Genomic DNA, 25,204 nt, shown 5'->3' on the forward strand with positions numbered 1-25,204 from the left:
GAAATATAAAGAATGAGCGATAGCTCATTCTTTTTTTATCAATATGGATAAGAAATCTTTCACTTTCGATGAAATCAAACTGAAATTGGTAAATTATTGTGTTTATCAGGATCGCTGCCACGCTGAGGTTGAGCAGAAAATGAAGGAATTTATGCTGATTCCGGAAGCAAAGGAAGAGATTATGCTTTACCTTCTCCAAGAGAACTATTTAAATGAGGAACGGTTTACCCGAAGCTATATCAGAGGAAAATTTTATATAAAGCATTGGGGAAAAGGTAAAATAAAAATGAATCTCAAGCAAAAGCAGATTTCTGAAAAGCTTATCAGTAAATGCTTTGATGAAATAGATGAAGCTGACTATGAAAAGACCATCAGAAAAATTTTTGAAGATTACTATTCCAGGCAAAAAGACCAAAAAGAGTATCAAAGAAAATCGAAGACCATAAAATATTTGATGAGTAGAGGTTTTGAATATGAGAAAATAATTGATACTTTTGACGAAACATAAGCAGATAAGTGAAAAAAGAAAAGATTTGGCTATCTCCTCCGCATATGGGAGGGAATGAACTTAAATACATACAGAACGCATTTGATACCAACTGGATTTCCCAATACGGCTCCAATATAGATGAGTTTGAGAAAAGTCTGGAAAATTATTTAGGAAACAGTTCTTATGTCACAGCTTTATCTTCCGGAACTGCTGCCATTCACTTGGCGTTACGATTACTAAATGTTGAGGAAGGAGATTTTGTAATTTGTCAGTCTTTCACTTTTGTTGCTACTGCTAATCCTATTCTTTATTTAAAGGCGATACCTGTATTTGTCGATAGCGAAAGCCTGACATGGAATATGTGTCCGGACATGCTGGAAGAAGCAATAAAATATGTTATTCAGCAAGGGAAAAAACCTAAAGCTATTATCACAGTATCTTTATATGGAATGCCTTTTAAGGTGGAAGAAATACTCAATATTTCCAGAAAGTATGAAATTCCTATTATTGAAGACAGTGCAGAAGCACTAGGTAGTAAATATAAGGGCCAGCTGTGTGGAACTTTTGGAGATCTTTCCATTATAAGTTTTAACGGGAACAAAATTATTACGACTGCAGGAGGTGGAATTTTAATATCCCGAAATGCAGCTGCTAAAAAAAGAACTCTTTTCCTTGCTACACAAGCTAAGGATGATGCAGAATTTTATAGTCATTCTGAAATAGGATATAATTACAGAATGGATAATATTGCAGCTGGAATAGGACGAGGACAGTTAGAAACACTCGAGAAAAAAATAGAGCAGCGGAGAAAAAATCATGATTTTTATCAACAGGCAGTGAAGAATAATAATGATATTGAGTTATTTTCTGCACCAAATAGTGACTTTTATTCTAATTATTGGCTCAATACTGTTATTCTGAAAAATGATTTTTTAAAAGAAAATTTAAAAGAAAAATTTTCACAGAATAATATAGAAACCAGATTCCTATGGAAGCCTATGCATCTTCAGCCTCTGTATAAAGGGTATAAGTTTTTTGGAGATAATTTGTCTGGTACACTTTTTGATACAGGACTGTGCCTACCGTCGGGAACTAATTTAACAGATGATTACAGAGCTAGAATTTCTAATGTTTTACAAAATGAAATTTACTAAATTTGTTTTTTTTAATTTAAGCGTAGATGAAATTTTATTTTAATTTTGTATCCACTCTTAAGAATTATCATTAATTAAAACTAGGGGGTAACCCATTTGAATATGAACACAAATACAGACAATGTACAGCTCTTTTAGAAAAAAAATATTCGGAGGTGATAATGTTGTCAATCTCTCAGACGTTAGATATTTACCTAGATGGATAATACTTGTAATAGATATTATCATTTTGGTGATGTCTCTATTTCTTTCTACTTATACTATTGAAAAAATTACCCAAAAAGAGTTTATTTATCATGAAGATAAAAGTGTTGTTTTTGCTTTTATAATTTTGATAAATACTATGTTTATGTATTTTTTCAAGACTTATGCAGGAATAATAAGACATTCTACTTTTATTGACCTTTTCAAATTGTTGATATCATGTTTTTGTACTATGACCGTTATAGGGGTTGTAAACCTGACCTATTTCTGGACTATGGGGGGGAAGTTTATATTAACACCTTTTCTGGTGTTGTATTTTATTATTTCTTTCATGGGCCTGTTTCTCTTCAGGCTATATGTGAAAGAATTCTTTCATATTGTTAGAGAATATAGAAGAAGTGCTCTGAAAAAAAGAATTTTAGTATTGGGTATTGACGAACAGTCTATTGCTATAGCCCGTGCTATTTTGGATAATCCAAGTCTGCCGTATCAGGTGGTTGGTTTTCTGACTCAAAGAAAAGATTCTAAAAGAGCTTCTTTATTAGGAAAACCTATTTATGAAAAAAGAAGAATAGAGGAAACAACAAAAGAAGATCTTATTATTGATGGTGTTATTATTGTTAAGGAAATGATGTCTAAAGATGAAATGAATTCTTGGGTAAATTTATTTTTAGAAAAAGACTTAAATATTTTCAAAGCTCCATCCGTTCAAAAATTAAGAGACAGTGATTTAGGAGGGGCGATTAGAAATCTTCAGATTGAAGATCTACTTAATAGAAAACCAATAAAAATTGAAAGTGAAGAAGTTAGAAGCAGGCACTTCAATAAAAATATATTGGTAACGGGTGGTGCAGGTTCTATTGGTAGTGAAATTGTAAGACAGGTTGCCCAATTTAATCCTGCATTGATAGTTGTTTTAGATCAAGCCGAAACACCTCTTTATGACATTGAGCTTGAAGTGAAGGAGAAATTTCCTCACATAAGATTTAAATTTGTTTTAGCGGATGTCTCTAATATGTATAGAGTTGAACCACTATTTCAGACTTATAATTTTTCAATGGTATACCATGCTGCGGCTTATAAGCACGTACCTTTAGTGGAAGAAAATCCTAATGAGGCGATTCGTGTCAATGTATTGGGATCAAAAAATATTGCTGTTTTATCAAGCCGTTATAAGGTGAACAGGTTTGTAATGATTTCTACAGATAAAGCGGTAAATCCTACCAATGTAATGGGAGCTTCTAAAAGAGCTGCGGAATTATTCGTTCAATCTTTACAGCATGTCGAAGGAAATACTACAAAATTTATTACAACAAGGTTTGGTAACGTTTTAGGATCAAATGGTTCTGTTATACCACATTTTAAAAAGCAGATTGAAGCGGGAGGGCCAGTTACGATTACACATCCTGATATTGTAAGATATTTTATGACAATTCCTGAAGCTTGTGAACTTGTTCTTCATGCAGGAACTATGGGAAGAGGAGGTGAAATTTTTGTCTTTGACATGGGCGAACCTGTTAAGATCCTGGATCTCGCAAGGAGAATGATTAAATTATCAGGTTTTGAACCCAATATTGATATAAAAATTATATATACCGGATTAAGGCCAGGTGAAAAACTATATGAAGAGTTGTTGAGTGACAATGCTAAAACACTTCCTACTCATAATGAAAAGATTATGATCTCTAAAGATCCAGCCATGGCATTTTTAGAAATAGAAGGTCTGATAGATTTGGTTACGGACGCTTCTATAATGAAAGACAAAGTAGAGGTGGTGAAAATTTTGAAAATCATCGTACCTGAATTCAGGAGTAATAATTCTGTCTACGAGATTTTGGATATATAAGAAAAATATAAATGTATATTTGTATAATTAAAAAATATGAAAAGTAAGATATTGATTATATTACTAGCATTTTGGCTAGTTTCATGCAAAACAAATCCTAATACAAAAAATGATCTGAACTATATGCAGAACATAGAACAAGTAGCTGTAGAAGCTTCTACTAGAAATTCTAGTTCTACTATTCAACCGGGAGATCAACTCGTTATATTGGTGACGGCAAAAGATATGGATGTTGTGAAGCCTTTTAATCAAAACTATTCTTCATCTGAAACTATTCAGAACAATACTTTTGCTGGCGGAAATACTCCTACCCAAGGCACAACTAACATTGCAGGACCTACTTATATTGTAGATAATGAAGGAAATATAGATTTTCCTATAATAGGGAAACTTAATACTTCCGGAAAAACATTTACCGAATTTAAAGATGTGCTTAAAAGTGAAATGGCTCGTTATGTTATTAACCCTACAATAAACTTAAGAATTTCGAATTTTAAAATTACAGTTTTAGGAGAAGTAAACAGGCAGGGAGATTATGTAATTTCAAATGGACAAGCTACAATTTTAAATGCATTAGGAATGGCTGGAGATTTAACAATGTATGGTAAGAGGGATGATGTTTTGGTCATTAGAACTGAAAATGGACAAATAATTCATGGCAAGATAAATTTACAAGATGCCAATTTAATTAATTCACCTTATTATAATTTGAAGCAAGGGGATGCTATCATTGTAGCTTCTAATAATACAAAGGATTTAGCATCTAAACAAAACCCAAATACGACATTCTACATAACTGCACTTTCAATTGCCATTACAGCTGCCGCTGTTGTAGTAAGTTTAATCAAGAAGTAAAAAATTAATGGACAGCCAAAAAACTCTGAATTTATCACAAACGGAAGATTTAAAAAGTATTGATATTAATGAAGTTATCAGACCCTATTTAAGAAATTGGCCATGGTTTGTTATTTCAGTTCTATTATGTACTCTTATAACTTATTTTGCTTTAAAATTTGTAACGCCAGTTTATAGTGTAAAAACTACAATACTTATAAAAGATTCCAAAGGCTCTCAAACTACTACCGTGAGTGATGTTGGAATACTTCAAGATTTATCTGGATTCGGAGGAATGAAAACGAATAGTGTAGATAATGAAATTGAGATTTTAAAATCTAAGAAACTGATGAGAGATGTTGTGAAATCTCAAAATATGCAGGTTGATATTTTCTCAAAAAATAAAATCGGAAGTGTTGAATTATATAAAAGCTCTTCTCCGGTTAGTATTAAAGTCGTTTCAGAAAAGCCTTTGGCTAAGTTTCCTGAAGAGCCAATTAATTTGACAATAAAAGGAAATGAGTTACATCTTTTTTCAGATGAAATTGGAAAAGAAATCGTTTCAAAATTTGGAACAACTATAAATTTACCATTTGCAACCATTATTATTATTAAAAATAATGATTTTAACCCTTTAACTGTTAGGGATTTAGATGTAAATGAAATGCAACTCAAAATTTCTACGACAGAAGCTAAAATATCTTATTTTCAAAGTATTTCTAATGTTGGAGTTGTTAATAAAGATGCTACAGTTTTAGGACTGGGATTAAATTATCCTCAAACAGAAAAAGCTATTGATATTCTAAATGCACTAGTATTAGCTTATAATAATGATGCGATTACTGATAAGAACTTAGAATCTAAAAAAACTTTGGATTTTATCGAAGATAGAATAAAAAAACTTTCAGGAGAGCTAGGTGAAGTAGAGAATCAAAAAGAAAATTTTAAAACAAAAAATAATCTTACGGATCTTGAAACTGAAGCAAAAATAGATTTAGAAAGTTCAGCTGCCGCAAGAGCAAAACAACTGGATGTTGATGCTCAGCTGGAATTGACAAATTCTTTGATTGGTTTCGTTTCAAAACAAGGACAGTTTCAGGTTCTACCATCTAATGTTGGTTTAAACAGTCCTGAAGCTGCTGCTGGAATTTCCACTTATAATCAGCTTATCATGCAGCGTAATAGGTTATTGGAATCGGCTACGCCAGAAAACCCTACAGTAATTGATGTTACGAAGCAAATTGGTGCGATGCGTACAACAATAATGCAGAGTTTACAAAGGAATAAAGACGGTCTAGAGTTAACTAAAAATGAATATTTAGGAGAACAAAGTAAAGTTTCCAGTAAAATATCTAAACTTCCTTCTATTGAGAAGCTTTTTAGAGGAATTGAAAGGCAGCAGCAAATTAAAGAAAACCTGTATCTTCTTCTTTTACAAAAAAGAGAGGAAACAGCTATAGGGCTATCGATTACTGCTCCAAAAGCAAGAGTGATAGATACAGCATACGCTTCCAGTGCACCTGTTTCCCCGAAGAAAAATATAATACTTCTTGGGGCCTTGGCAGTTGGCCTTCTTATTCCTTTTATTATTATCTATTTGTCAGAATTATTAAATAATAAGGTAATCACCAAGCATGATTTGGAAAAACTTGTTCATGCACCTGTAATTGCAGAACTGCCAAGCTTGGAGAAGGGAGACTCCGATATAGTAAGGATGAATGATGTTACTCCTATGGCAGAGGCATTTAGAATTTTGATTACTAATATGAATTTTATGCTTCCTAAGGATAATAAGAAAGGAAAAGTCGTTTTCGTGACTTCGACAGTAAAAGGGGAAGGGAAAACATTTGCATCTGTTAATTTAGCTTTAACGTTAGCGAATCCAAAGAAAAAGACAATTATTATTGGATCAGATATTCGAAATCCTCAATTACAACGATATAATACGGCAAGAAAAGGCTTGGCTGGTCTTACTGAATATTTGTATTCTGATCAGGCTAATCTGGATGAAATTATTCATGTATCTTCTTTTAATCCAAATTTAGATGTAATTTATTCAGGGATGATTCCTCCAAATCCTACTGAATTATTATCAAATGGAAAATATGAAATATTATTAGATCAACTTAAATTAAAGTATGATTATATAATATTAGATACTGCACCATTATTGCTTGTTACAGATACATTCCTGATCGCAGAGTTTGCGGATGTTACTATTTATGTTTCAAGATCGAAGTACACTGAAAAAGCATTATTAGAATTTGCGAATAGTAATATCGATCAAAAGAAAATTAAAAATGTAGGCTTTGTATTAAATGATGTAAGTAGAGAGAATTTGGGATACAGCAATAAATATGGTTATGGCTATAATAATCATATAGAACAAACATGTTTGGAGAAAATTAAAAATAAATTCACAAAAAGATGAAACCATATAGAATAGCAGTTGTAGGACAGGGATATGTAGGGCTGCCTCTGTCCCTAGAATTTGCTAAACATTATCCAGTGTTAGGATTTGATATAAATGATCAAAGAGTAACAGAACTTAATAATGGAATGGATAATACATTAGAAGCAGATATAGAAAAGCTGGATAATGGATTGAAAAAATTTGAAGAGACAGAAGGTAAATTAGGATACAAAGCAACAAGTAAATTATCTGATATAGTAGAAGCTAATATTTATATAGTTACAGTTCCTACACCTATTGACAAATATAATGCTCCAGATTTAAGACCTTTAATCTCTGCATCAAAAATGCTTGGCGAAATTATAAAAACAGGAGATATTATTATTTATGAATCAACGGTTTTCCCTGGCTGTACTGAAGAAGAATGTGTTCCTATTCTCGAAGAATATTCAGGTCTTGTATTCAATTTAGATTTTTTTGTTGGCTATTCCCCTGAAAGAATTAACCCTGGAGATAAAATTAATACACTTACGAGTGTTAAAAAAGTAACTTCTGGGTCTACTGAAGAAATTGCTCAGGAAGTTAATAATCTATATAAGAAAATCATTACGGCTGGAACACATAAAGCACCAAGTATAAAAGTAGCGGAAGCTTCTAAGGCCATAGAAAATGCTCAACGTGATGTAAATATTTCATTTGTTAATGAATTGGCTCTGATCTTTGATAGAATAGGGATTGATACCCATGATGTTTTGGAAGCTGCCGGAACGAAATATAATTTCCTTAAGTATAAACCTGGACTGGTTGGTGGTCATTGTATATCTGTAGATCCATACTATTTAGCCCATAAAGCAGAACAACTCGGTTATCACCCAGATGTTATTTTATCAGGAAGAAGGGTGAATGATTCAATTGCCAAGTTTATAGCGTCTAAAGTTGTTAAACTTTTAATTGCAAAAGGGGGAATTATAAAAGATTCAAACGCTTTAATATTAGGTGTGACATTTAAAGAAAACTGTCCTGATGTCAGAAATACAAAGGTAGTCGATATATATTCAGAATTAATTGATTTTGGTATCAAAGTAGATATATACGATCCTTGGGCAAGCAAAGAAGAGGTTCGTCAAGAATATAATGTAGAACTTATAGATAGACTTAATGATGGAAAAAAATATGATTCCATTATTCTTGCTGTGTCTCATAATGAATTTTTGAAACTGGATATTCAGAAAATTAAAACAGATAATGGTGTTGTATTTGATGCAAAGGCATGTTTAGATAGAACGATGGTAGATGCAAGATTATAAAACTTTATTTGCCCATTCCAATATATCCCATTAAATAAAAAAATAAACAAATATGTTAAAAGATAAAGTATTATTAATTACAGGAGGAACTGGTTCTTTTGGAAATGCAATGCTTAAAGGATTTCTTAATTCTGACCTTAAAGAAATAAGAATCTTTTCAAGAGATGAGAAAAAGCAGGAAGATATGCGTATCGAATATAAAAATGACAAATTAAATTTTGTTATTGGAGATGTTCGAGATTTCGACAGTATTAATAATGCAATGAAAGGAGTAAGCTTCGTTTTTCACGCAGCGGCACTAAAACAAGTACCATCGTGTGAATTTTATCCGATGCAAGCCATTCAAACCAATATACTTGGAGCAGAAAATGTACTCGAAGCTGCAGCAAGGAATAATGTGGAAAGAGTAGTTGTTCTAAGTACAGACAAAGCTGTTTATCCCATAAATACAATGGGAATGTCCAAAGCAATAATGGAAAAACTGTCAGTTTCTAAAGCTAGAGATCCTAGAGTCCAAGCTGTAAATGCTGTATACACGGCAACCAGATATGGAAATGTTATGTGCTCCAGAGGATCTATTATTCCGTTATTTATTAAACAAATAAAAGAGGGAAAACCATTGACTATTACAAATCCTAAAATGACAAGATTTATGATGTCTCTTGATGATTCTGTTGAGTTGGTTTTATTTGCTTTTGAAAATGGAAATCCTGGAGATATTTTTGTTCAAAAATCCCCGGGTGCAACTATAGAAACCTTAGCCATAGCATTAAAAGAATTATTTTCAGCTAATAATGAAATTCAAATTATTGGAGAGCGTCACGCAGAAAAAATGTATGAAACATTATGTGCTAAAGAAGAAATGGCAAAAGCTGAAGATCTTGGTGATTTCTATCGTATTCCTGCAGATCTGCGAGATCTGAACTATACTAAATATGTACAAACAGATGGTCCAAAACTTAGTGTAGAAGAATATAATTCGGATAACACAGAACTACTTGATGTTGAAAAGCTTAAAAAACTTTTATTGACCCTGGAATATGTTCAACAAGAATTAAATCTGATCACCAAATAATTAAAATAGAAATATGATTCCTATAGTAAAACCGTATTTACCACCTGCTGAAGATTTAATGCCGGCAATACAAGAAACTTTATATAGCGGATATATAGCTGAAGGAGAAAAAGTTTATGAATTCGAAAAAGAATTTGGAGAGTACATAGGAAACCCACTTGCTCTGTCTCTTAATTCAGGTACTGCTGCTTTGCATATAGCTCTATTAATGGTTGGAATACAGCCAGGAGATGAAGTTATAAGTACGGTTCTTACAGCTGAACCTACTAACGTTGCTATAAAACTTGTTGGAGGTAAAGTAGTTTGGGCTGATGTACAAAAAAATACAGGACTACTGGATCCAGTAAGTGTAAGAAGTAAAATTACTGCTAAAACTAAAGCTATTTTACTTGTACATTATGCCGGAATGGTATGTGATATGGATGAGTTTAATAAAATTTCGGAAGAATTCAATATCCCAATAATCGAAGATGCAGCTCATGCAATGGGGGCAAAATATAATGGGGAAATGATTGGAAATAATTCTGCATATACGATTTTTTCCTTGCAGGCTATAAAGCATATGACTACTGTGGATGGAGGCTTTTTGACTGTAAAAAGCGAAGATAAATATAACCAAGGAAGATTACTGAGATGGTTTGGTTTGGATAAGAAAGTAGCTAGGCTTGAAAATGATATTAAATTCCCAGGCTATAAGTATCACATGAATAATGTGAATGCTACTATTGGTCTTATACAAATGAAATATGTAAGAGATATAATTGGTAAATATATTTCAAATGGTAAATTTTTCGATACAGCATTAGAAAATACTTCCGGAATACAACTGTTAGATTATAATCCAAATACAGATCCCTCTTATTGGTTATATACCATGAAAGTAGATGATAGGGAAAATTTTATTAAGATGATGGCCGATAATGGAATTACAGCATCAGAACTTCATCTTCGTAATGACAGACATTCCTTGTTTAAAGAATCTGAAACGGAATTACCTGTTTTTGATGATTTTTATAAAAAAATGGTACATATACCTTGTGGATGGTGGATAGATGAGGATACCCGTAATACAATTGCTGAAGTAATTAAAAAAGGATGGTAAATGATTCCTATATATAAACCCTTTATGCCGGAAAATATTTCAGATAAAATTAATGAAATATTATATTCCGGAAAACTATCTTATGGCAAGATAGGAAAAGAATTTGAACAATCTCTTTCTGATTTTATCAGTAATGATAAAATTTTGACGACCACTACTTATAATCAAGCATTATTAATGGCATTATCAGTTTTAGACCTTAAAGCGGGTGATGAAATTATTGCGAGTCCGGTAAGTTGCTTAGCCAGTAACCAACCATTTGCAGTTAAAGATCTAAAAATAAATTGGGTTGATGTAGATCCTACTTCAGGAACAATTGATACTGAGCATTTAAGAAAACTTATTTCTGGAAAAACAAAAGCTATATTTAATAACCTTTTTTGTGGATACGCAGGAGAGTTAGATGATGTTTATCAGTTAGGTACAGAATTTAATATTCCTGTTGTTGATGATTGTATAGAAGCTTTTGGAACTGAATATAAAGGAAAAAAAACAGGAAATACAGGAGCTGATATTACCATTTTTTCTTTTCAGACTGTGAGGTTGCCTAATACAATAGATGGAGGAGCATTGTCTTTTAAAGATAACAAACTATATGAAAAGGCGAGAATGATAAGAGATTATGGAATAGACAGATCAAATTTCAGATTACAAAATGGAGAAATCAATCCTGATTGTGATATCACATTAGAAGGATATGGGGCCACAATGAGTGAGATTAACTCTTTAATCGGAACGGAGCAGATGAAAAATGTTACCAAGCTTTTGGAAAAGCAGAGAAATAATGGTTTAACATGGAACAAAATCTGTGACGCAGATCCTAAACTTCAATCACTGAAAGTTAATGAAAATGTTAATCCCAATTTTTGGGTATACGGACTTCTTACAGATAATAAAAATGAGTTTCTTCAAAAGATGAAAGCAGAGGGTTTCTATTCCACAGGCGTTCATATTAATAATAATGTTTATTCTGTTTTTCAGAATAAAACGGAATTAATTGGAGTAAATGAATTTATGAGTAAATATGTGGCTGTACCGTCTGGATGGTGGTTCACCCGTTAAATTGAAATAATAATATAATATATGAGTTCTACAAATCAGATTCATGAAACTGCCAAAATTCATAAGAATGTAAGGCTTGGCGAATATAACCGTATAGGGAAAAATGTACTTATTGAAATAGTAGGAAATGATCCGGATGCTGAAGTTGTAATTGGTGATAATAATATTATTAATGATAATACAAGAATATTTGTTTACAGTTCATTGAATATAGGAGATTGGAACGTTCTGCATAATGATATGTTGTTAATGGCAGAACAAGAGATGAAGATTGGACATAATTGCTGGTTTGGACAGAATACTATTCTTGATGCTGCAGGTGGACTTGAAATAGGAAATGGAGTAAGAGTTGGAATGTACTCACAGATATGGACGCATGTGGCAAGTGGTGAGCAAATAGAAGGCTGTACACTGTACGCAAAGAGAAAAACAACCATTGATGATGATGTGTGGCTTGTAGGAAGCTGTGTTGTAGGATCTGGCCTGTATTTAGGGAAAAGAAGCACAGCACTTATTAACTCTGTTATAACGAAAGATTTAGAAGCTAATAGAGTTTATTCAGGAAGTCCTGCAAAGCTTATGGAAAAAGCAAATTTTTACAAAGATGTAACGCTAGACAAAAAATTTGAAATGCTTAATGGATGGTTGCAGGAATTCGTTTCATTAAATCAAGATGTACAGATCACATTAGACGAAAAAAGAACAAAGTTATCTGACAGCAATAGTGATGTAGTATTTACCACGGAAGAAGAAGATAACGCTGAAAAAGGATATTTTTTGTTGCACAATAAAACATTCAATAAGTCAAATTCAGAATTGGAAAGAAGAGTTTATAAGTTCTTGTACAATAATAAGGCGAGATTTTTACCTGCTTGATCCTACTTAGAAAAATAGATGAAAAAAAATATTGTTGCAAATTTTATAGGTAAATTTTGGGGTATATTCTCAAATTTTATATTTATTCCTTTATATATTAAGTATTTAGGATTTGAAAGCTATTCTATTATAAGCTTTATATTAATTATAGCGGGAATAATTGCAATTTTAGATTCTGGACTCACAGCTACCTTATCGAGGGAATTTGCAAGAAATGATAATAAAGAAGAAGACAGAATAAAAATTTATAAAACACTTGAGTCGGTTTATATAATAGTTGTTTTGCTATCTATTGTAGGAATAGTCTTGTTTTCAGATATTATCGCAGATAATTGGATTAAGGTTAAATCTTATACACCATCTCAGGTATCTGGTTTTCTTAAAATTATTAGTATTGATGTAGGTTTTCAACTGTTGCTTAGGTTTTATATGGGAGGCCTGTTTGGCCTTCAAAAGCAGGTGATGGCCAATGTTTATCAAATGTTGTGGGGAATGTTAAGAAATGGGCTGGTTATTGGGGTAATTATTTACTATCCTGATTTAAATACATTTTTTATCTGGCAGAGTGCTGCTACACTTATTTTTACTTTTTTAATGAAAGCTTCTCTTGACAAGATAGTTTATAAAAGAAAAATAAATTTTTTGTTTAGCATAGACAAAAATGTTTTGAAAAATGTCTCTCATTTTGCTGGTGGAATGCTATTGATTGCTATAGTAGCAGCCTTCAATACGCAGATGGATAAAATTGTTATTTCTAAACTTTTATCATTAGAAAGTTTAGGATATTATACCTTAGCAGTTTCGTTGTCTCAAGGGATGCTTGCTATTGCCGGACCTATAGCTACAGCTGTACTTCCAAATTTTACAGCCTATTATTCATTAAAAAAAATTACTGAAGCTAAGGATTTGTATAATAAGTATGCATTGTATGTTTCTATCTTAATTTTTACTTTCTTGTCTAATATTATTTTCTTTACTAAACCATTATTATGGGCATGGACTGGAAATTTAGAAATCGTTAACCATGTATATATAATCTTACCAATTGTAGCTTCAGCTTATGGTTTTGTTATGCTTCAGGTAATTCCAGGCCAGGTGGCCATAGCAAATGGATATACAAAGCTAAATAACGTATTGGGAATACTAAGTATATTTATAACGTTTCCCGGATACTATTTTTCCATTAAATACTACCAGGCATATGGAGCGGCTGTCGTTTTCCTTTTCGTACAGATTATTTCTACATTTATATATATTTATTTTATAAATAGAAAATTCATAAAAGAAAACTTGCTGAATAAAATTTTTTTTAAACAGATTTTTATTCCGTTCATTATAGCATTTTTAGTATCTTTTATGCTTTCAAGAATTCCACAAATCTTTAGTGAAAGCAGAATTATTTCTTTTATATGGATAGGGATTGCTACCTTTCTAACATTGATGGTCACTTCTGTTATAGTTTTGCCAAGAGAGGAAATAAAAAGATTTTTTAAATTTAAAAATTAATTTTGTAATGAGACCATTACTAAGTATTGCAATAGCGACTAAAGACAGAGAAAAATATTGTGTGAAATCAATACAGTCTATTTTATCTCTTAATAGTAATAAAATAGAAATTACCATTTCAGATAATAGCGCAACTCCCCAGGTAAAGAACTTTATTGAAGAGCTGAAATCTACTAATGTTAAATATAGATATGATTCAGGCCCGGTTTCTTCAATTGAAAACTTTAACAGAGCAATAGAACTTACCACAGGAAAATATATCATACTGATTGGTGATGATGATACGATATTGCCAAAGGCCATTGAGATAGCCGAATGGGCAGATAATAACGATATAGATTCTGTTTGTTCTAAAGAAGCAGTTACTTATTACTGGCCAGGTGCATTAGAGCAATACCCTACCGGAGCATTAATTATTCCGCCATTTGGTAATAATATAAAGGAAATTTCTCTAAAAAAGAATTTAATCAGTCTTCTACATAATGGATTACAACATTATTTGCTGTATCCTTTACCTAAAACCTATCACGGAATAGTTAAAAAAGATATTTTAGAAAAGATAAAAAAGCTAACAGGACATTATTATGGTGGATTAAGCCCGGATATATACTCTTCAGTTGCCGTTTCATGCATTGCTAAAAACCATTTCCAATTGGAAGAGCCAATTTCAGTGGCAGGAGTATGCCCAACAAGTACTACTGCAGAAAACTTCACAGGAAAGCATTCAGGAACATTAGAAAATATTCCCCATCTTAGACATAGAGAAGGATATGTTTTTGATAAAAGAATTCCTAAATATTATAGTGTTAATACAATATGGGCTGAGTCTGGGTTGAAAGCATTAGAAGAATTGAAAGAATTTGAACTATTAAAAGAATTTAATATTTTTTATCTTTTGGCTCAAGGAAGAATAAACAATAGGAAGTTTATTAGTGATTTGATTGAAGAGGAGACTCAGAAAACATTATCTGAAAATAATATCAGCCAAAATAAATACAAAATTGAAAATGCAAAAAGTATATTTAAAATTTATACTAAAAAAGCTTTGAATATATTGAATACAAAAATGAGTTCTCGGAAAGACAAAACAATTTTAAGTATAGAAAATATTCAAAAAGTATTGGAAATTTATAATTCATAAGAATGCCATATTACTTAATACCATACATCTATATATTTTTTCTTTGGATAAATTACTATTTTAATAAAGTAGATTTTCAAAGAAAAAATCTGTTATTATTTGTTTTCTTATTGCCTGCATTTTTAATTGCTGTATTAAGAGGGAATATAGGGACAGATACTTTTTTTTACCTGGGTCTTTTTTCTCTCCATGAAAAGGGTATGGTTACGGATGGATATGAACCAGGATTTCTTTTACTTACTTTTTTAATATCAAAATTAGGATTAGGGGCAAGATTTGGAGTGGCTTTAATTTCTGTAATGACAAGTTTTCTTCTTATTAAGCTTTTTTCGCGGTCAAAAGAAACTATTGCTCTATTTGTAGTTGTATTTTTTCCTATTTTCTACTTTGATTTTACAATGAATGGTATAAGATATGGGCTAAGCTTTGCATTAGCTGCTTGGGCTGTGCACTATTTGTATGAAAAAAAATACCTTTACACAACGATTTTGTCAATGGTCGCTATTTCAATTCAGTATTCTGCATTGCTTATTGTGCTGGTTTTTATATCTAACTTAATAAAGAAAAAATATATTTTTGTATTTTTAGGTATTTTTCTTGTCTTGATGACTCTCACAAGTACTTTTGACTTCTTTTTGGACCATTTGGCGGGAAAACAGAAAAGCTACTCGCACATTCAATCACCAGGTGCGTTTTCGGGAATTGGACCTCTGATCCAGTTTTTATTTATTTATTTTTGTTTTTTATTTTATTCAAACAAAAAGTCTTCGAAAAAACTATTGCATATTATTTTGATCTTGGAAATTATATCATTTATCATTGCTAAATTTACTTATGCAGGATTAAGGCTTCAAACAACATTTTTATTCACTTTAATTATATATATATTGAATAATATTGATTTGTTGGAAATCAAAAATAGAAGCATGTTTATGTTCAGAATGATCATAATCAGTTTATTCAGTACTGCAATGTTTATGAAGAATATTACCAGTGTGGGAGATGAGGCGCAACTGACTCCTTTTTTACCTTATAAATTCTTTTGGGAACAAGGCTATCCTTTTTAATTTTTTTATATGAATATTTCCGTAATAATCCCCATGTATAATTCCGAGAAGACTATCACTGAAACATTAAAATCAGTTTTTAGTCAAACATGTAAACCTGATGAAATAATTATTGTTAATGATGGAAGTAAAGATGATTCTAAAAATATTGTTGATCAGATTATCAACAATAATCAATCAGGAATAAAAATTCAAATAATTAATATTAAGAATAGTGGTGTTTCTGTTGCAAGAAATACAGGAATTAAAAATGCCCATGGAGATTGGATTGCCCTTTTGGATTCTGATGATGCATGGGAAGTAAATAAATTAGAAAGACAGATTGAAATTATTAAGGAAAATCCTTCAATAGATTTTTTAGGGACCACCAGGAATAAAGAGGTTATTAAAAATATCCTATGGATTAAATTAGGCCATTTAACAAAAATAACAGCGAAACAACTTCTATTAAGATTTGTTTTTGTAACCCCTACTATTTTGTTTAGGAAAAGCATAGTTGACGATATTGGATATTTTGATGAAAATCAAAGATATGCGGAAGAAGGAAATTATTTTATTAGAATAGCCAATAAATATAATGCATATCTACTTAATGAAAGTTTAGTGATAACGGGAGGTGGTAAAGCCCATTTTGGAGAAAGCGGGTTATCAGGAAATATTTTGGAAATGGAAAAAGGAGAATTAAAAAATATTAAAGACTCCTTACATATGGGAATTATTAATAGTTTTGAATATGTTTTGATTAGTACCTTTTCTATTTTAAAATATGTAAGAAGATTCTTAATTGTTAAATTAAAATAATATACGATATTTATGTTAGAAAGATACGGTATATTTGGTATTATCAGTCTGTTATACTTTAAGATTAGAGGAATGCTTATTTTTAAAAATGCGAGATTGATTCGTTTTCCGTTTAGAATAAGAGGAAGAAAGTTTATCAAAGTAGGCAAAGGTTTTACGACAGGTTTTAATTGTAGAATTGATGCTTTTCCATCAGATAGTAAAGAAAAATATCTAATTGAGATAGGGGAAGGAGTACAGATGAATGATTATGTGCACATTGCAGCGCATAGAAAAGTTGTCATTAAAGATAATGTATTAATAGCTAGTAAAGTTTTTATAACAGATCATAACCATGGTAGTTATAGCGGAGAAGATCAAGATTCTCCATTATCTAAACCAAGTGAAAGAAAACTTCAATCTTCACCGGTAACTATTGAAGAAAATGTATGGCTTGGAGAATATGTTTCAATAATGCCAGGCGTTACAATAGGCAAAGGATCTATTATTGGTACGATGTCTGTCGTAACAAAAGATATTCCAGATTATACTATTGCTGTTGGCAGTCCCGCAAAAGTGATAAAAAAGTTTAATTTTTCTACTAATACATGGGATAAAGTTTAATATGAACCTATTACAGAAATGAAATATAAGTATATGAAATAGGCTGTTAAAAATGTATTACCAATAGCCTTGCAATGTTAAGACAAACCGTAAGAAATGTAAAGGGAAAAAGAATTGTTGAAACTAAGCATAGCTAAAAAATGAAGATAATAATGATGATCTAGAATCTAGAATTGTAATGATAAATATTTCAATAGTTTTATATAATACTTCTTCAGAAGATATTAATAACTTTCTTTCTTCTTTCTCTCAGCTTAAACTAGAATTTAATCTTATTCTAGTTGACAACTCTGAAACAAACTCTCTGGAAAAATATTTTAAAGAGTTTAATTTTATTCAATATATACATAACCCTTCCAATCCAGGATTTGGTGCATCTCATAATATTGCTTTGAAAAAATCGTTGGAAGATAGCAGGGTGAAATATCATTTCGTAGTTAACCCTGATGCTTATTTCAAAGGCGATGTAATTTCTGATATGATTAGTTATATGAATACTGATTCTGAAATAGGAATGCTTATGCCACAGATTCTGAATGAGGATGGGACAGTTCAGTTTCTTCCTAAGCTTTTGCCCTCTCCAATGAGTATCTTGCTTAGAAAGATCAAGTCTCCTTTTTTTATTTACAATGATTTTATTAATAAATATGAACTTAGATTTGTAGATCAATCTGAAATCTATAATGCGCCAATTCTTTCAGGTTGTTTTACATTGTTCAGATGTACTGCGTTAAAAGAAATTGGTCTCTATGATGACCGGTTTTTTATGTATTTTGAAGATTGGGACATCTCAAGAAGGATGCACAAAAAATATAAAACGATTTATTATCCAAAAGTATCTATTTATCATAAATATGAATCAGGTGCTAATAAAAATAAAAAATTATTTAAAATTTTTCTAGCGTCAGCATATAGATATTTCTCAAAATGGGGATGGTTCTTTGACTTTGAAAGAACAAACGTAAATAAAGAAACAATATCACAATTCAAATGAAACTAATTACTCTTTTTCTGTTGGCTATTTCATTGAGACTATATTCTCAACAATTAGTTTTGGCTTCAGGTGGTACTTCGGTTTATCATATAGCCCTAGCTAAGAATGCAGATAATATTGAAAAACAGTCAGCACAGGAGTTTCAGAGAATGTTTAAAGATATATCAGGAGTTACCCTGCCTATTGAAACCTCAGATTTTAAAAAAGAGAAAGAAATAAGAATAGGTAAGAATTCTGCTTTTGGGAATAGTTTCAATGTTGCAGAAGATGGAGTAGTGATTAAAGCACTGAACAATAATCTTATTATATCAGGAGGAAGCAGAAAAGGAGTACTTTATGCGATATATACTTTTTTTGAAAATTATATGGGATATAAAGTCTATGCATTGGATGAAAAAACTATACCTGTTAGTAAAAATGTTCAGATCCCGAATAATCTTAATTTTATTTACTCTCCTACATTTGAGTTCAGATCAGAATATTTTATTGAAAGTCAAGATAAGAATTATGCTGATTTTCATAAATTGAACTATTTTTTTGAAAATAGGTTATATTTTGCTCATTCATTTGGATGGCTTCTGCCTGCGGATAAGTACTTTAAAACTAATCCGGAATTTTTTGCTTTAGTTAATGGTAAAAGAGACGCTTCTCAAATGTGTTTCAGTAGTGAAGGGGCAATACAGGAACTTATTAAAGTTCTGAAAGTGGAAATGTCACTTTCACCTAATAATGTTGTGTGGTCTGTAAGTCCACTAGACTCTCCCAATGTATGCCATTGTAATTTATGTGAAAAAAAATATTCAAATGGTGGATTCACTGAAGCTATGATGTATTTTGTGAATAAAATTGCAATAGCCTTTCCAGATAAAACTATAAGTACATTGGCATATAATCAGTCACTATATCCATCACCTAAGACGAAGCCGCAGAGTAATGTGGAGATAATGTTTTGCTATACCAATGTAGATAGAAGTAAACCCATTTCGTCTCCTGAAAATAAGGATGCTGCAAAATTCAAAGAAGCATTTAAGGAATGGAAAAAGCAGACAAATAATTTTTTTGTCTGGGATTATACAGTAAACTATTTCAATTCATTGTTTCCCTTTCCTAACATCTATACTCTCCAACCGAATCTTCAGTATTTTAAAGCTTCAGGCGTTAAAAAAATATTTGAACAGGGAATAGGCCCGCAAAAAGGCGAATTTTCAGAGTTGAAGTCATATGTTATAGCAAAACTTTTATGGAATCCTGAACTAGATGTTCAGACGTTAATTGATGATTTCTTGAAAAACTATTATGGTCCTGTATGGACAGATATAAAAAACTATATAAATACAGTTAATAATAGATTTCAGCAGTCAGGAGCATCTCTGGATGTTTATGCTAATCCCGTACAATATAAAGATGGTTATTTGAGTGATCAAAACATTAGAGATTACTATCAAATCTTGAAATCAGCCTTAAACAAGGTGAAAGGTAATAGCAAATTTGAAAAAAGAATAAAAAAAGAATTGTTATCCGTAGATTATGCTGTCTTGGAAATAGGTAGAAATGATCAAAAAAGATTCGATCAAATAGGAGGTGCTGGAATTCATAACAAAGCAAATACCTTTGTATCGGAAGCTAAATCAGTGGGGATAACTTTTCTTAGAAATGGAGAACTTACTAATGAGGAATATCAAAAACAAATTGAGAAAAAAACAGGTAAATAATTATTTAGTATTTTCCAAGATCAAAGAAAAATTTATTTTCAAAATCTGTTGAATTCATAAAGTTAGTAGCATAAGTTCCGGCACATAGTCCCCCGATAAAAGAATTACACTTAGAAAGTATATAAATTGAAGATAAGTATTCAATTCCCTTTAAATACCTGTCATTTTCCCTGTTAAAAGAAGCTTCAAAAAGAAAATCAACATTGAGATCATCATAGTATACTCTTTTATTTTCTAAGATTTTATTAGGAAATTTCTCTTTTAGCTTATTAACTGCTGCTTTTTCTTCTGTAGCGATATATATATAATCAAATTCACCCCATTGAGCGATAAGCTCTTCAATTTTACTGATAAATGTATCGATGTCGGGTTGTATGGGGTGTCCATAAGGCTTCATTTTTGTATAATCAGTTCCTCTATACAATAAACCAAGAACTTTTTTACCATTTATAAGATTTATATATTCATCTTGAATGTAAGAATTAGCCTGATCACTTAAATGAATGAAATTCTCACATATTTTTTTCCAGAATATGCTTTCATCCCGGTCGAAAACAGAATTGATAAAAGGAGATAATGGCTGCATTTTTGTTGGACTTAAAACATAATTGCCTGCTTTATAAATATCATCTAAATTGGAATTTAAAGGCTGTTTAAAATAAAACTCCCAAGCATTCTTTTTTCCGAAATCTTCCTCATTTAAATAAATACTGTGAAAATTTTGCATATCGACTACGGGTATATATCCCTTTGCAATAGCATAAGCAATATGACCTAGAAAAAGTGAAACATATGTTAAAAGCCCTATTGAAGAATTATCTCTTCGTATTATGTAATAAGTTTTTTTTTCAGATGATGAGGCTATCTTTTTTATATTTGCAATTGCAAGATCAAGTTCATCACTATTATGAAGTAGTTTTTTTACAATTTTTTTATATCTGTAATTTCTAATGTCATAAATTGATTCTAAATAAAAATGATATAATTCTTTTATTTGTTTGTTCTTTCTAAGCAGCTCTTTTAAGGTCATATTATGAATATGAAAAGTTAGGTATAACAACAAATATACTGATTTGTAGTAGAAATAGGGTTAATATAAATATTTCTTTTTGCAGAATAATTTTTTGTTGGAATAAGATTTGCTATTTTTGGAACTTAAAATTAAGAATTTAAATTAACAATGGAGGTTACAATTACTGGTGCTTCTGGGTTTGTAGGGAAAAATCTTTCAAATTTTTTAAAAGATAATAATTACAATATTCAAAATCTTTCATTAAGAAATAAATGGAAGATTAATAAAAACACAAAAACAATCATTCATCTCGCTGGTAAGGCTCATGATACCGCCAATACCTCCCAAGAGGAAGAATATTTTAAAGTAAATACTGAGCTAACTAAAAAACTTTTCGATGAGTTTCTGAACTCAGATATTAAAGACTTTATCTATTTCAGCAGTGTAAAAGCAACCGCAGATACAGTGGATGGAATTTTAGATGAAGAGAATGTGTCAAATCCCCAGACTCATTATGGAAAATCCAAACTCTTTGCTGAAGAATATTTATTATCTAAAAATCTTCCTGAAGATAAAAGGTTGTTGATTATTCGTCCATGTATGATTCATGGTCCTGGAAATAAAGGAAATTTGAATCTTCTTTATAAGGTTGTAGAAAAAGGAATCCCATGGCCATTAGCCGCTTTCGAAAATAAACGTTCCTTTTTAAGTATTGATAATTTAAATTTTTTAATCTATGAAATACTTAAAAATAAAAATGTTCCTTCCGGAATTTATAATTTTGCTGATGATAAATCTATTTCTACAAATGATTTGATAAAAATTATAGGTCAGGCTTCAGAAAGAAAAAGCAGATTGTGGAAACTACCCTCCAGAATGATTTCTTCAGTTGCAAAATTGGGTGATATATTAAAGCTGCCTTTAAATTCTGAAAGATTGAAAAAGCTAACTGAAAGCTATGAAGTCTCTAATGAAAAAATAAAACACGCTTTAAATATAAAATGCATGCCTGTTTCTGCAGAAGATGGTCTGCTTAAAACAATAAAAAGTTTTAAAAACAAATGATAGAATATATAGTAATAATAGTTATTTTGTTTATCACAATGCTGATGTATTTCAAAATTGCAGATAAGTACAACATCATAGATAAACCCAACCACAGAAGTGCCCATACACAGATCACTTTAAGAGGAGGAGGGGTTATATTTCCTATAGCATTTATCATCTTTGGATTTTTTAATTTCAACTTGATGATCAACGAATATTGGTCTTTTGGCCTTGGAATTCTGGCAATATGTACAATAAGTTTTATTGATGATATTAGAACACTGTCAAATAAGATCAGACTGTTTGTTCACCTTATTTCGGTTATTTTACTTTTGTATTTTACTGGAGCTTTTACTTTAATGCCTTTTTGGATATGGCCTATACTATTTATATTAATAGTAGGTACACTGAATGCATATAATTTTATGGATGGTATTAATGGGATGACAGGAATTTATAGTTTTGTAGCACTTGGTTCATTAGCCTATATTAATAAAGAGGTTGTTCAATTTACAGATATTGATTTTATATACTATCCGATGCTTGCCTGTCTTGTGTTTCTATTTTTTAATTTCAGAAAGAAAGCAAAATGCTTCGCTGGTGATGTGGGAAGTATGGGGATTGGTTTCTGGATAATTGGGCTTGTTACACTTTTAATTATGAGAACGGGTGAATATAAATTCATCCTGCTTTTAGCAATCTATGGAATGGAGGTAGTACTTACCATTATTGAAAGAATAATATTAAAAGAAAATATTTTCGAAGCCCATAGAAGACATTTATATCAGCTTTTTGCGAATGAAAAAAAGGCTTCTCATTTAGTGATCAGTAGCGTTTATGCTATTGTACAATTACTCATAAATGTATTTTTAATACATTCGAATTATTCAATTTGGGCAGTAATAGCAATGGTTTTTATCCCTTTGGGATGTGTATATTTAGTATTAAAATTGAGCTTAAAAAAGAAATATAATTTATAACAGAATAAAACTTGAATATGAAAATAAAAGAAACTCCTTTAAAAGATTGTTATATCATAGAACCTACAATTTTTGAAGATGACCGAGGATATTTTTTTGAAAAATATAACCAGCAGAAATTCGAAGAACTAACCGGGATGAATGGTCATTTTGTTCAGGATAATATCTCAAAATCTTCTTACGGCGTTTTGAGAGGACTGCATTTGCAAAAAGGAGAGCATGCACAGGCAAAACTAGTATCTTGTCTTGAAGGTAAAGTTTTTGATGTTGCCGTCGACCTTAGAAAAGACTCTCCAACATTTGGAAAATGGTTCGGGATAGAGCTTACACCGGAAAATAAATTACAACTGTATGTTCCAAGAGGATTTGGACATGGATTTTCGGTATTGAGTGAAACTGCTATTTTCTCTTATAAGTGCGATAATTTTTATAATAAAGAATCTGAAGGAAACGTAATGTGGAATGATCCGGAATTGAATATCGACTGGAAGTTACCATTAGAAGCAGTTCAGTTATCAGATAAAGATAAAGCATTAGCATCCTTTAGCGAAAGGAACTTTTAAAATAAATACCCTATTGAAAACCACTTTATTAAAGTGGTTTTGTATTTTATAATCTATACTCTTTAATATTTCGTATCTTTGCAGACTCAAAATCAAAACGATGCGCACAAAATCTGTAGGGAAGAAGAAAATCAATATTGTCACTCTTGGATGTTCCAAGAATGTATATGATTCTGAAGTATTAATGAGCCAGTTGAAAGCCAACGGAAAAGAAGTGGTACATGAAGAGAAGGGAGATATTGTAGTAATCAATACATGTGGATTCATAGATAATGCAAAAGAAGAATCAATTAATACGATTCTTGATTATGTAGAGGCTAAAAACAGAGGTGAAGTTGAAAAGGTATTCGTTACAGGATGTCTTTCTGAAAGATATAAGCCGGATTTGATCAGAGAAATTCCCGATGTAGACCAATATTTTGGAACCAGAGATCTTCCGATCTTACTAAAACATCTCGGAGCAGATTATAAGCATGAATTGGTTGGAGAAAGGCTTACGACTACTCCAAGACACTATGCTTATCTTAAAATATCGGAAGGATGCGACAGACCATGTTCTTTCTGTGCAATTCCTTTAATGAGAGGAGGGCACATTTCTACCCCAATTGAAAAATTAGTGCTTGAGGCGCAGAAACTTGCTAAAAAAGGAACAAAAGAACTGATTCTTATTGCTCAGGATTTAACATATTATGGATTAGATCTCTATAAAAAACGTGCCCTTGGAGATTTATTAAAAGAATTAGTGAAAATAGATGGTATTGAATGGATCCGTCTTCATTATGCTTTTCCTAGCGGATTTCCGGAAGATGTATTAGACATCATCAGAGAAGAACCTAAGGTATGTAATTATATAGATATTCCTCTTCAGCATATTAACTCTGATTTATTGAAATCAATGAAAAGAGGAACTACGCATGAAAAAACCAATGCCCTGCTATCAAAATTCAGAGAGAAAGTTCCGGATATGGCCATCAGAACAACCCTGATCGTAGGATATCCTGGGGAAACACAGGAAAGATTCCAGGAATTGAAAGATTGGGTAAAAGAACAGAAATTTGACAGATTGGGATGCTTTACCTATTCTCATGAAGAAAATACGACTGCTCATGTATTGGAAGATGATATTCCTCAGGAAGTAAAAGAGGCAAGAGTGGAAGAAATCATGGAATTGCAGTCTCAGATTTCCTGGGAAAAAAATCAGGAAAAAATCGGTAAAATTTTTAAATGTGTTTTTGACCGAAAAGAAGGAAATTATTTCATTGGCAGAACAGAGTATGACTCTCCAGATGTTGACAATACCGTTATGGTTTTAGCTGAGGAAACTTACATTTCTATTGGTGAATTTGCCAACGTAAAAATTACTTCTGCTGAGGAGTTTGATTTATATGGAGAATTAGTGTAAGTAATCCTTTATT

Annotated in this window: 22 protein-coding genes; 21 read left to right on the forward strand and 1 reads right to left on the reverse strand. The window is 31.3% G+C overall.

Annotated features, from left to right (window positions below):
• Positions 1 to 43: 43 nt before the first annotated feature.
• From IW15_RS05980 to IW15_RS06060, 17 genes are all read left to right on the forward strand, one after another.
• Positions 44 to 508, forward strand: a complete 465-nt coding sequence (locus IW15_RS05980; RefSeq protein WP_084681371.1) for a regulatory protein RecX — start codon at positions 44 to 46, stop codon at positions 506 to 508.
• A gap of 44 nt (positions 509 to 552) precedes the next feature.
• Positions 553 to 1,644, forward strand: coding sequence for a DegT/DnrJ/EryC1/StrS family aminotransferase (locus IW15_RS05985; protein ID WP_034710296.1), 1,092 nt, complete (start codon positions 553 to 555; stop codon positions 1,642 to 1,644).
• 121 nt (positions 1,645 to 1,765) lie between these two features.
• Positions 1,766 to 3,694 carry a polysaccharide biosynthesis protein gene (locus IW15_RS05990; RefSeq protein ID WP_034710024.1) on the forward strand — a complete coding sequence of 643 codons (1,929 nt, stop codon included), beginning with the start codon at positions 1,766 to 1,768 and terminating at the stop codon, positions 3,692 to 3,694.
• Positions 3,695 to 3,730: 36 nt separating this feature from the next.
• Entirely contained in the window at positions 3,731 to 4,549 is an 819-nt protein-coding gene (locus tag IW15_RS05995) for a polysaccharide biosynthesis/export family protein (protein ID WP_034710025.1), read from the forward strand.
• Positions 4,550 to 4,556: 7 nt separating this feature from the next.
• Positions 4,557 to 6,959 carry a GumC family protein gene (locus tag IW15_RS06000; RefSeq protein ID WP_034710026.1) on the forward strand — a complete coding sequence of 801 codons (2,403 nt, stop codon included), beginning with the start codon at positions 4,557 to 4,559 and terminating at the stop codon, positions 6,957 to 6,959.
• Positions 6,956 to 8,248, forward strand: a complete 1,293-nt coding sequence (locus tag IW15_RS06005; RefSeq protein ID WP_034710027.1) for a nucleotide sugar dehydrogenase — start codon at positions 6,956 to 6,958, stop codon at positions 8,246 to 8,248. Before IW15_RS06000 ends, IW15_RS06005 begins: the two co-directional genes overlap by 4 nt.
• A 52-nt stretch (positions 8,249 to 8,300) precedes the next feature.
• On the forward strand, positions 8,301 to 9,323 hold the full coding sequence (locus IW15_RS06010) for a polysaccharide biosynthesis protein (RefSeq protein ID WP_034710028.1): 1,023 nt from the start codon (positions 8,301 to 8,303) through the stop codon (positions 9,321 to 9,323).
• A 13-nt stretch (positions 9,324 to 9,336) separates the two neighbouring features.
• The gene (locus tag IW15_RS06015; RefSeq protein WP_034710029.1) at positions 9,337 to 10,425 is read left to right on the forward strand and encodes a DegT/DnrJ/EryC1/StrS family aminotransferase; all 1,089 of its coding nucleotides are present in this window, start codon (positions 9,337 to 9,339) and stop codon (positions 10,423 to 10,425) included.
• Between the two features lie 24 nt (positions 10,426 to 10,449).
• Positions 10,450 to 11,487, forward strand: a complete 1,038-nt coding sequence (locus IW15_RS06020; protein ID WP_228384311.1) for a DegT/DnrJ/EryC1/StrS family aminotransferase — start codon at positions 10,450 to 10,452, stop codon at positions 11,485 to 11,487.
• Between the two features lie 21 nt (positions 11,488 to 11,508).
• A complete protein-coding gene (locus IW15_RS06025; RefSeq protein WP_034710031.1) occupies positions 11,509 to 12,363 on the forward strand; it encodes an acyltransferase in 855 nt (284 codons plus the stop codon).
• Positions 12,364 to 12,381: 18 nt separating this feature from the next.
• Complete coding sequence (locus tag IW15_RS06030) at positions 12,382 to 13,869, forward strand: lipopolysaccharide biosynthesis protein (RefSeq protein WP_034710032.1); 1,488 nt, start codon at positions 12,382 to 12,384, stop codon at positions 13,867 to 13,869.
• A 7-nt stretch (positions 13,870 to 13,876) separates the two neighbouring features.
• The gene (locus IW15_RS06035) at positions 13,877 to 15,010 is read left to right on the forward strand and encodes a glycosyltransferase family 2 protein (RefSeq protein ID WP_034710033.1); all 1,134 of its coding nucleotides are present in this window, start codon (positions 13,877 to 13,879) and stop codon (positions 15,008 to 15,010) included.
• A 2-nt stretch (positions 15,011 to 15,012) separates the two neighbouring features.
• The gene (locus IW15_RS06040; protein ID WP_034710034.1) at positions 15,013 to 16,077 is read left to right on the forward strand and encodes an EpsG family protein; all 1,065 of its coding nucleotides are present in this window, start codon (positions 15,013 to 15,015) and stop codon (positions 16,075 to 16,077) included.
• A 9-nt stretch (positions 16,078 to 16,086) separates the two neighbouring features.
• Positions 16,087 to 16,878, forward strand: coding sequence for a glycosyltransferase family 2 protein (locus IW15_RS06045; RefSeq protein WP_034710035.1), 792 nt, complete (start codon positions 16,087 to 16,089; stop codon positions 16,876 to 16,878).
• Between the two features lie 12 nt (positions 16,879 to 16,890).
• Entirely contained in the window at positions 16,891 to 17,481 is a 591-nt protein-coding gene (locus IW15_RS06050) for an LbetaH domain-containing protein (RefSeq protein WP_034710036.1), read from the forward strand.
• Positions 17,482 to 17,659: 178 nt separating this feature from the next.
• Positions 17,660 to 18,475 (forward strand): glycosyltransferase, encoded by an 816-nt coding sequence (locus IW15_RS06055; protein ID WP_034710037.1) that lies wholly within the window; start codon positions 17,660 to 17,662, stop codon positions 18,473 to 18,475.
• Positions 18,472 to 20,187, forward strand: coding sequence for a DUF4838 domain-containing protein (locus IW15_RS06060; protein ID WP_034710038.1), 1,716 nt, complete (start codon positions 18,472 to 18,474; stop codon positions 20,185 to 20,187). Before IW15_RS06055 ends, IW15_RS06060 begins: the two co-directional genes overlap by 4 nt.
• 4 nt (positions 20,188 to 20,191) lie before the next feature.
• Here the strand turns inward: IW15_RS06060 and IW15_RS06065 are convergent, their stop codons facing one another.
• Positions 20,192 to 21,217 carry an O-fucosyltransferase family protein gene (locus IW15_RS06065; RefSeq protein WP_034710039.1) on the reverse strand — a complete coding sequence of 342 codons (1,026 nt, stop codon included), beginning with the start codon at positions 21,215 to 21,217 and terminating at the stop codon, positions 20,192 to 20,194.
• Positions 21,218 to 21,367: 150 nt separating this feature from the next.
• Here IW15_RS06065 and IW15_RS06070 point away from each other — a divergent pair, with 150 nt between their 5' ends.
• From IW15_RS06070 to rimO, 4 genes are all read left to right on the forward strand, one after another.
• Complete coding sequence (locus tag IW15_RS06070) at positions 21,368 to 22,264, forward strand: NAD-dependent epimerase/dehydratase family protein (RefSeq protein ID WP_034710040.1); 897 nt, start codon at positions 21,368 to 21,370, stop codon at positions 22,262 to 22,264.
• Positions 22,261 to 23,226, forward strand: coding sequence for an MraY family glycosyltransferase (locus tag IW15_RS06075; protein ID WP_051881796.1), 966 nt, complete (start codon positions 22,261 to 22,263; stop codon positions 23,224 to 23,226). The genes IW15_RS06070 and IW15_RS06075 overlap by 4 nt, the downstream gene beginning before the upstream one ends.
• Positions 23,227 to 23,243: 17 nt before the next feature.
• Positions 23,244 to 23,789 carry a dTDP-4-dehydrorhamnose 3,5-epimerase gene (rfbC, locus tag IW15_RS06080; RefSeq protein WP_034710041.1) on the forward strand — a complete coding sequence of 182 codons (546 nt, stop codon included), beginning with the start codon at positions 23,244 to 23,246 and terminating at the stop codon, positions 23,787 to 23,789.
• A gap of 100 nt (positions 23,790 to 23,889) precedes the next feature.
• A complete protein-coding gene (gene rimO / locus IW15_RS06085; protein ID WP_034710042.1) occupies positions 23,890 to 25,191 on the forward strand; it encodes a 30S ribosomal protein S12 methylthiotransferase RimO in 1,302 nt (433 codons plus the stop codon).
• The last annotated feature ends 13 nt before the right edge of the window (positions 25,192 to 25,204 follow it).

Origin of the sequence: Chryseobacterium soli, assembly GCF_000737705.1 — a bacterium.
Lineage (GTDB): Bacteria > Bacteroidota > Bacteroidia > Flavobacteriales > Weeksellaceae > Chryseobacterium > Chryseobacterium soli.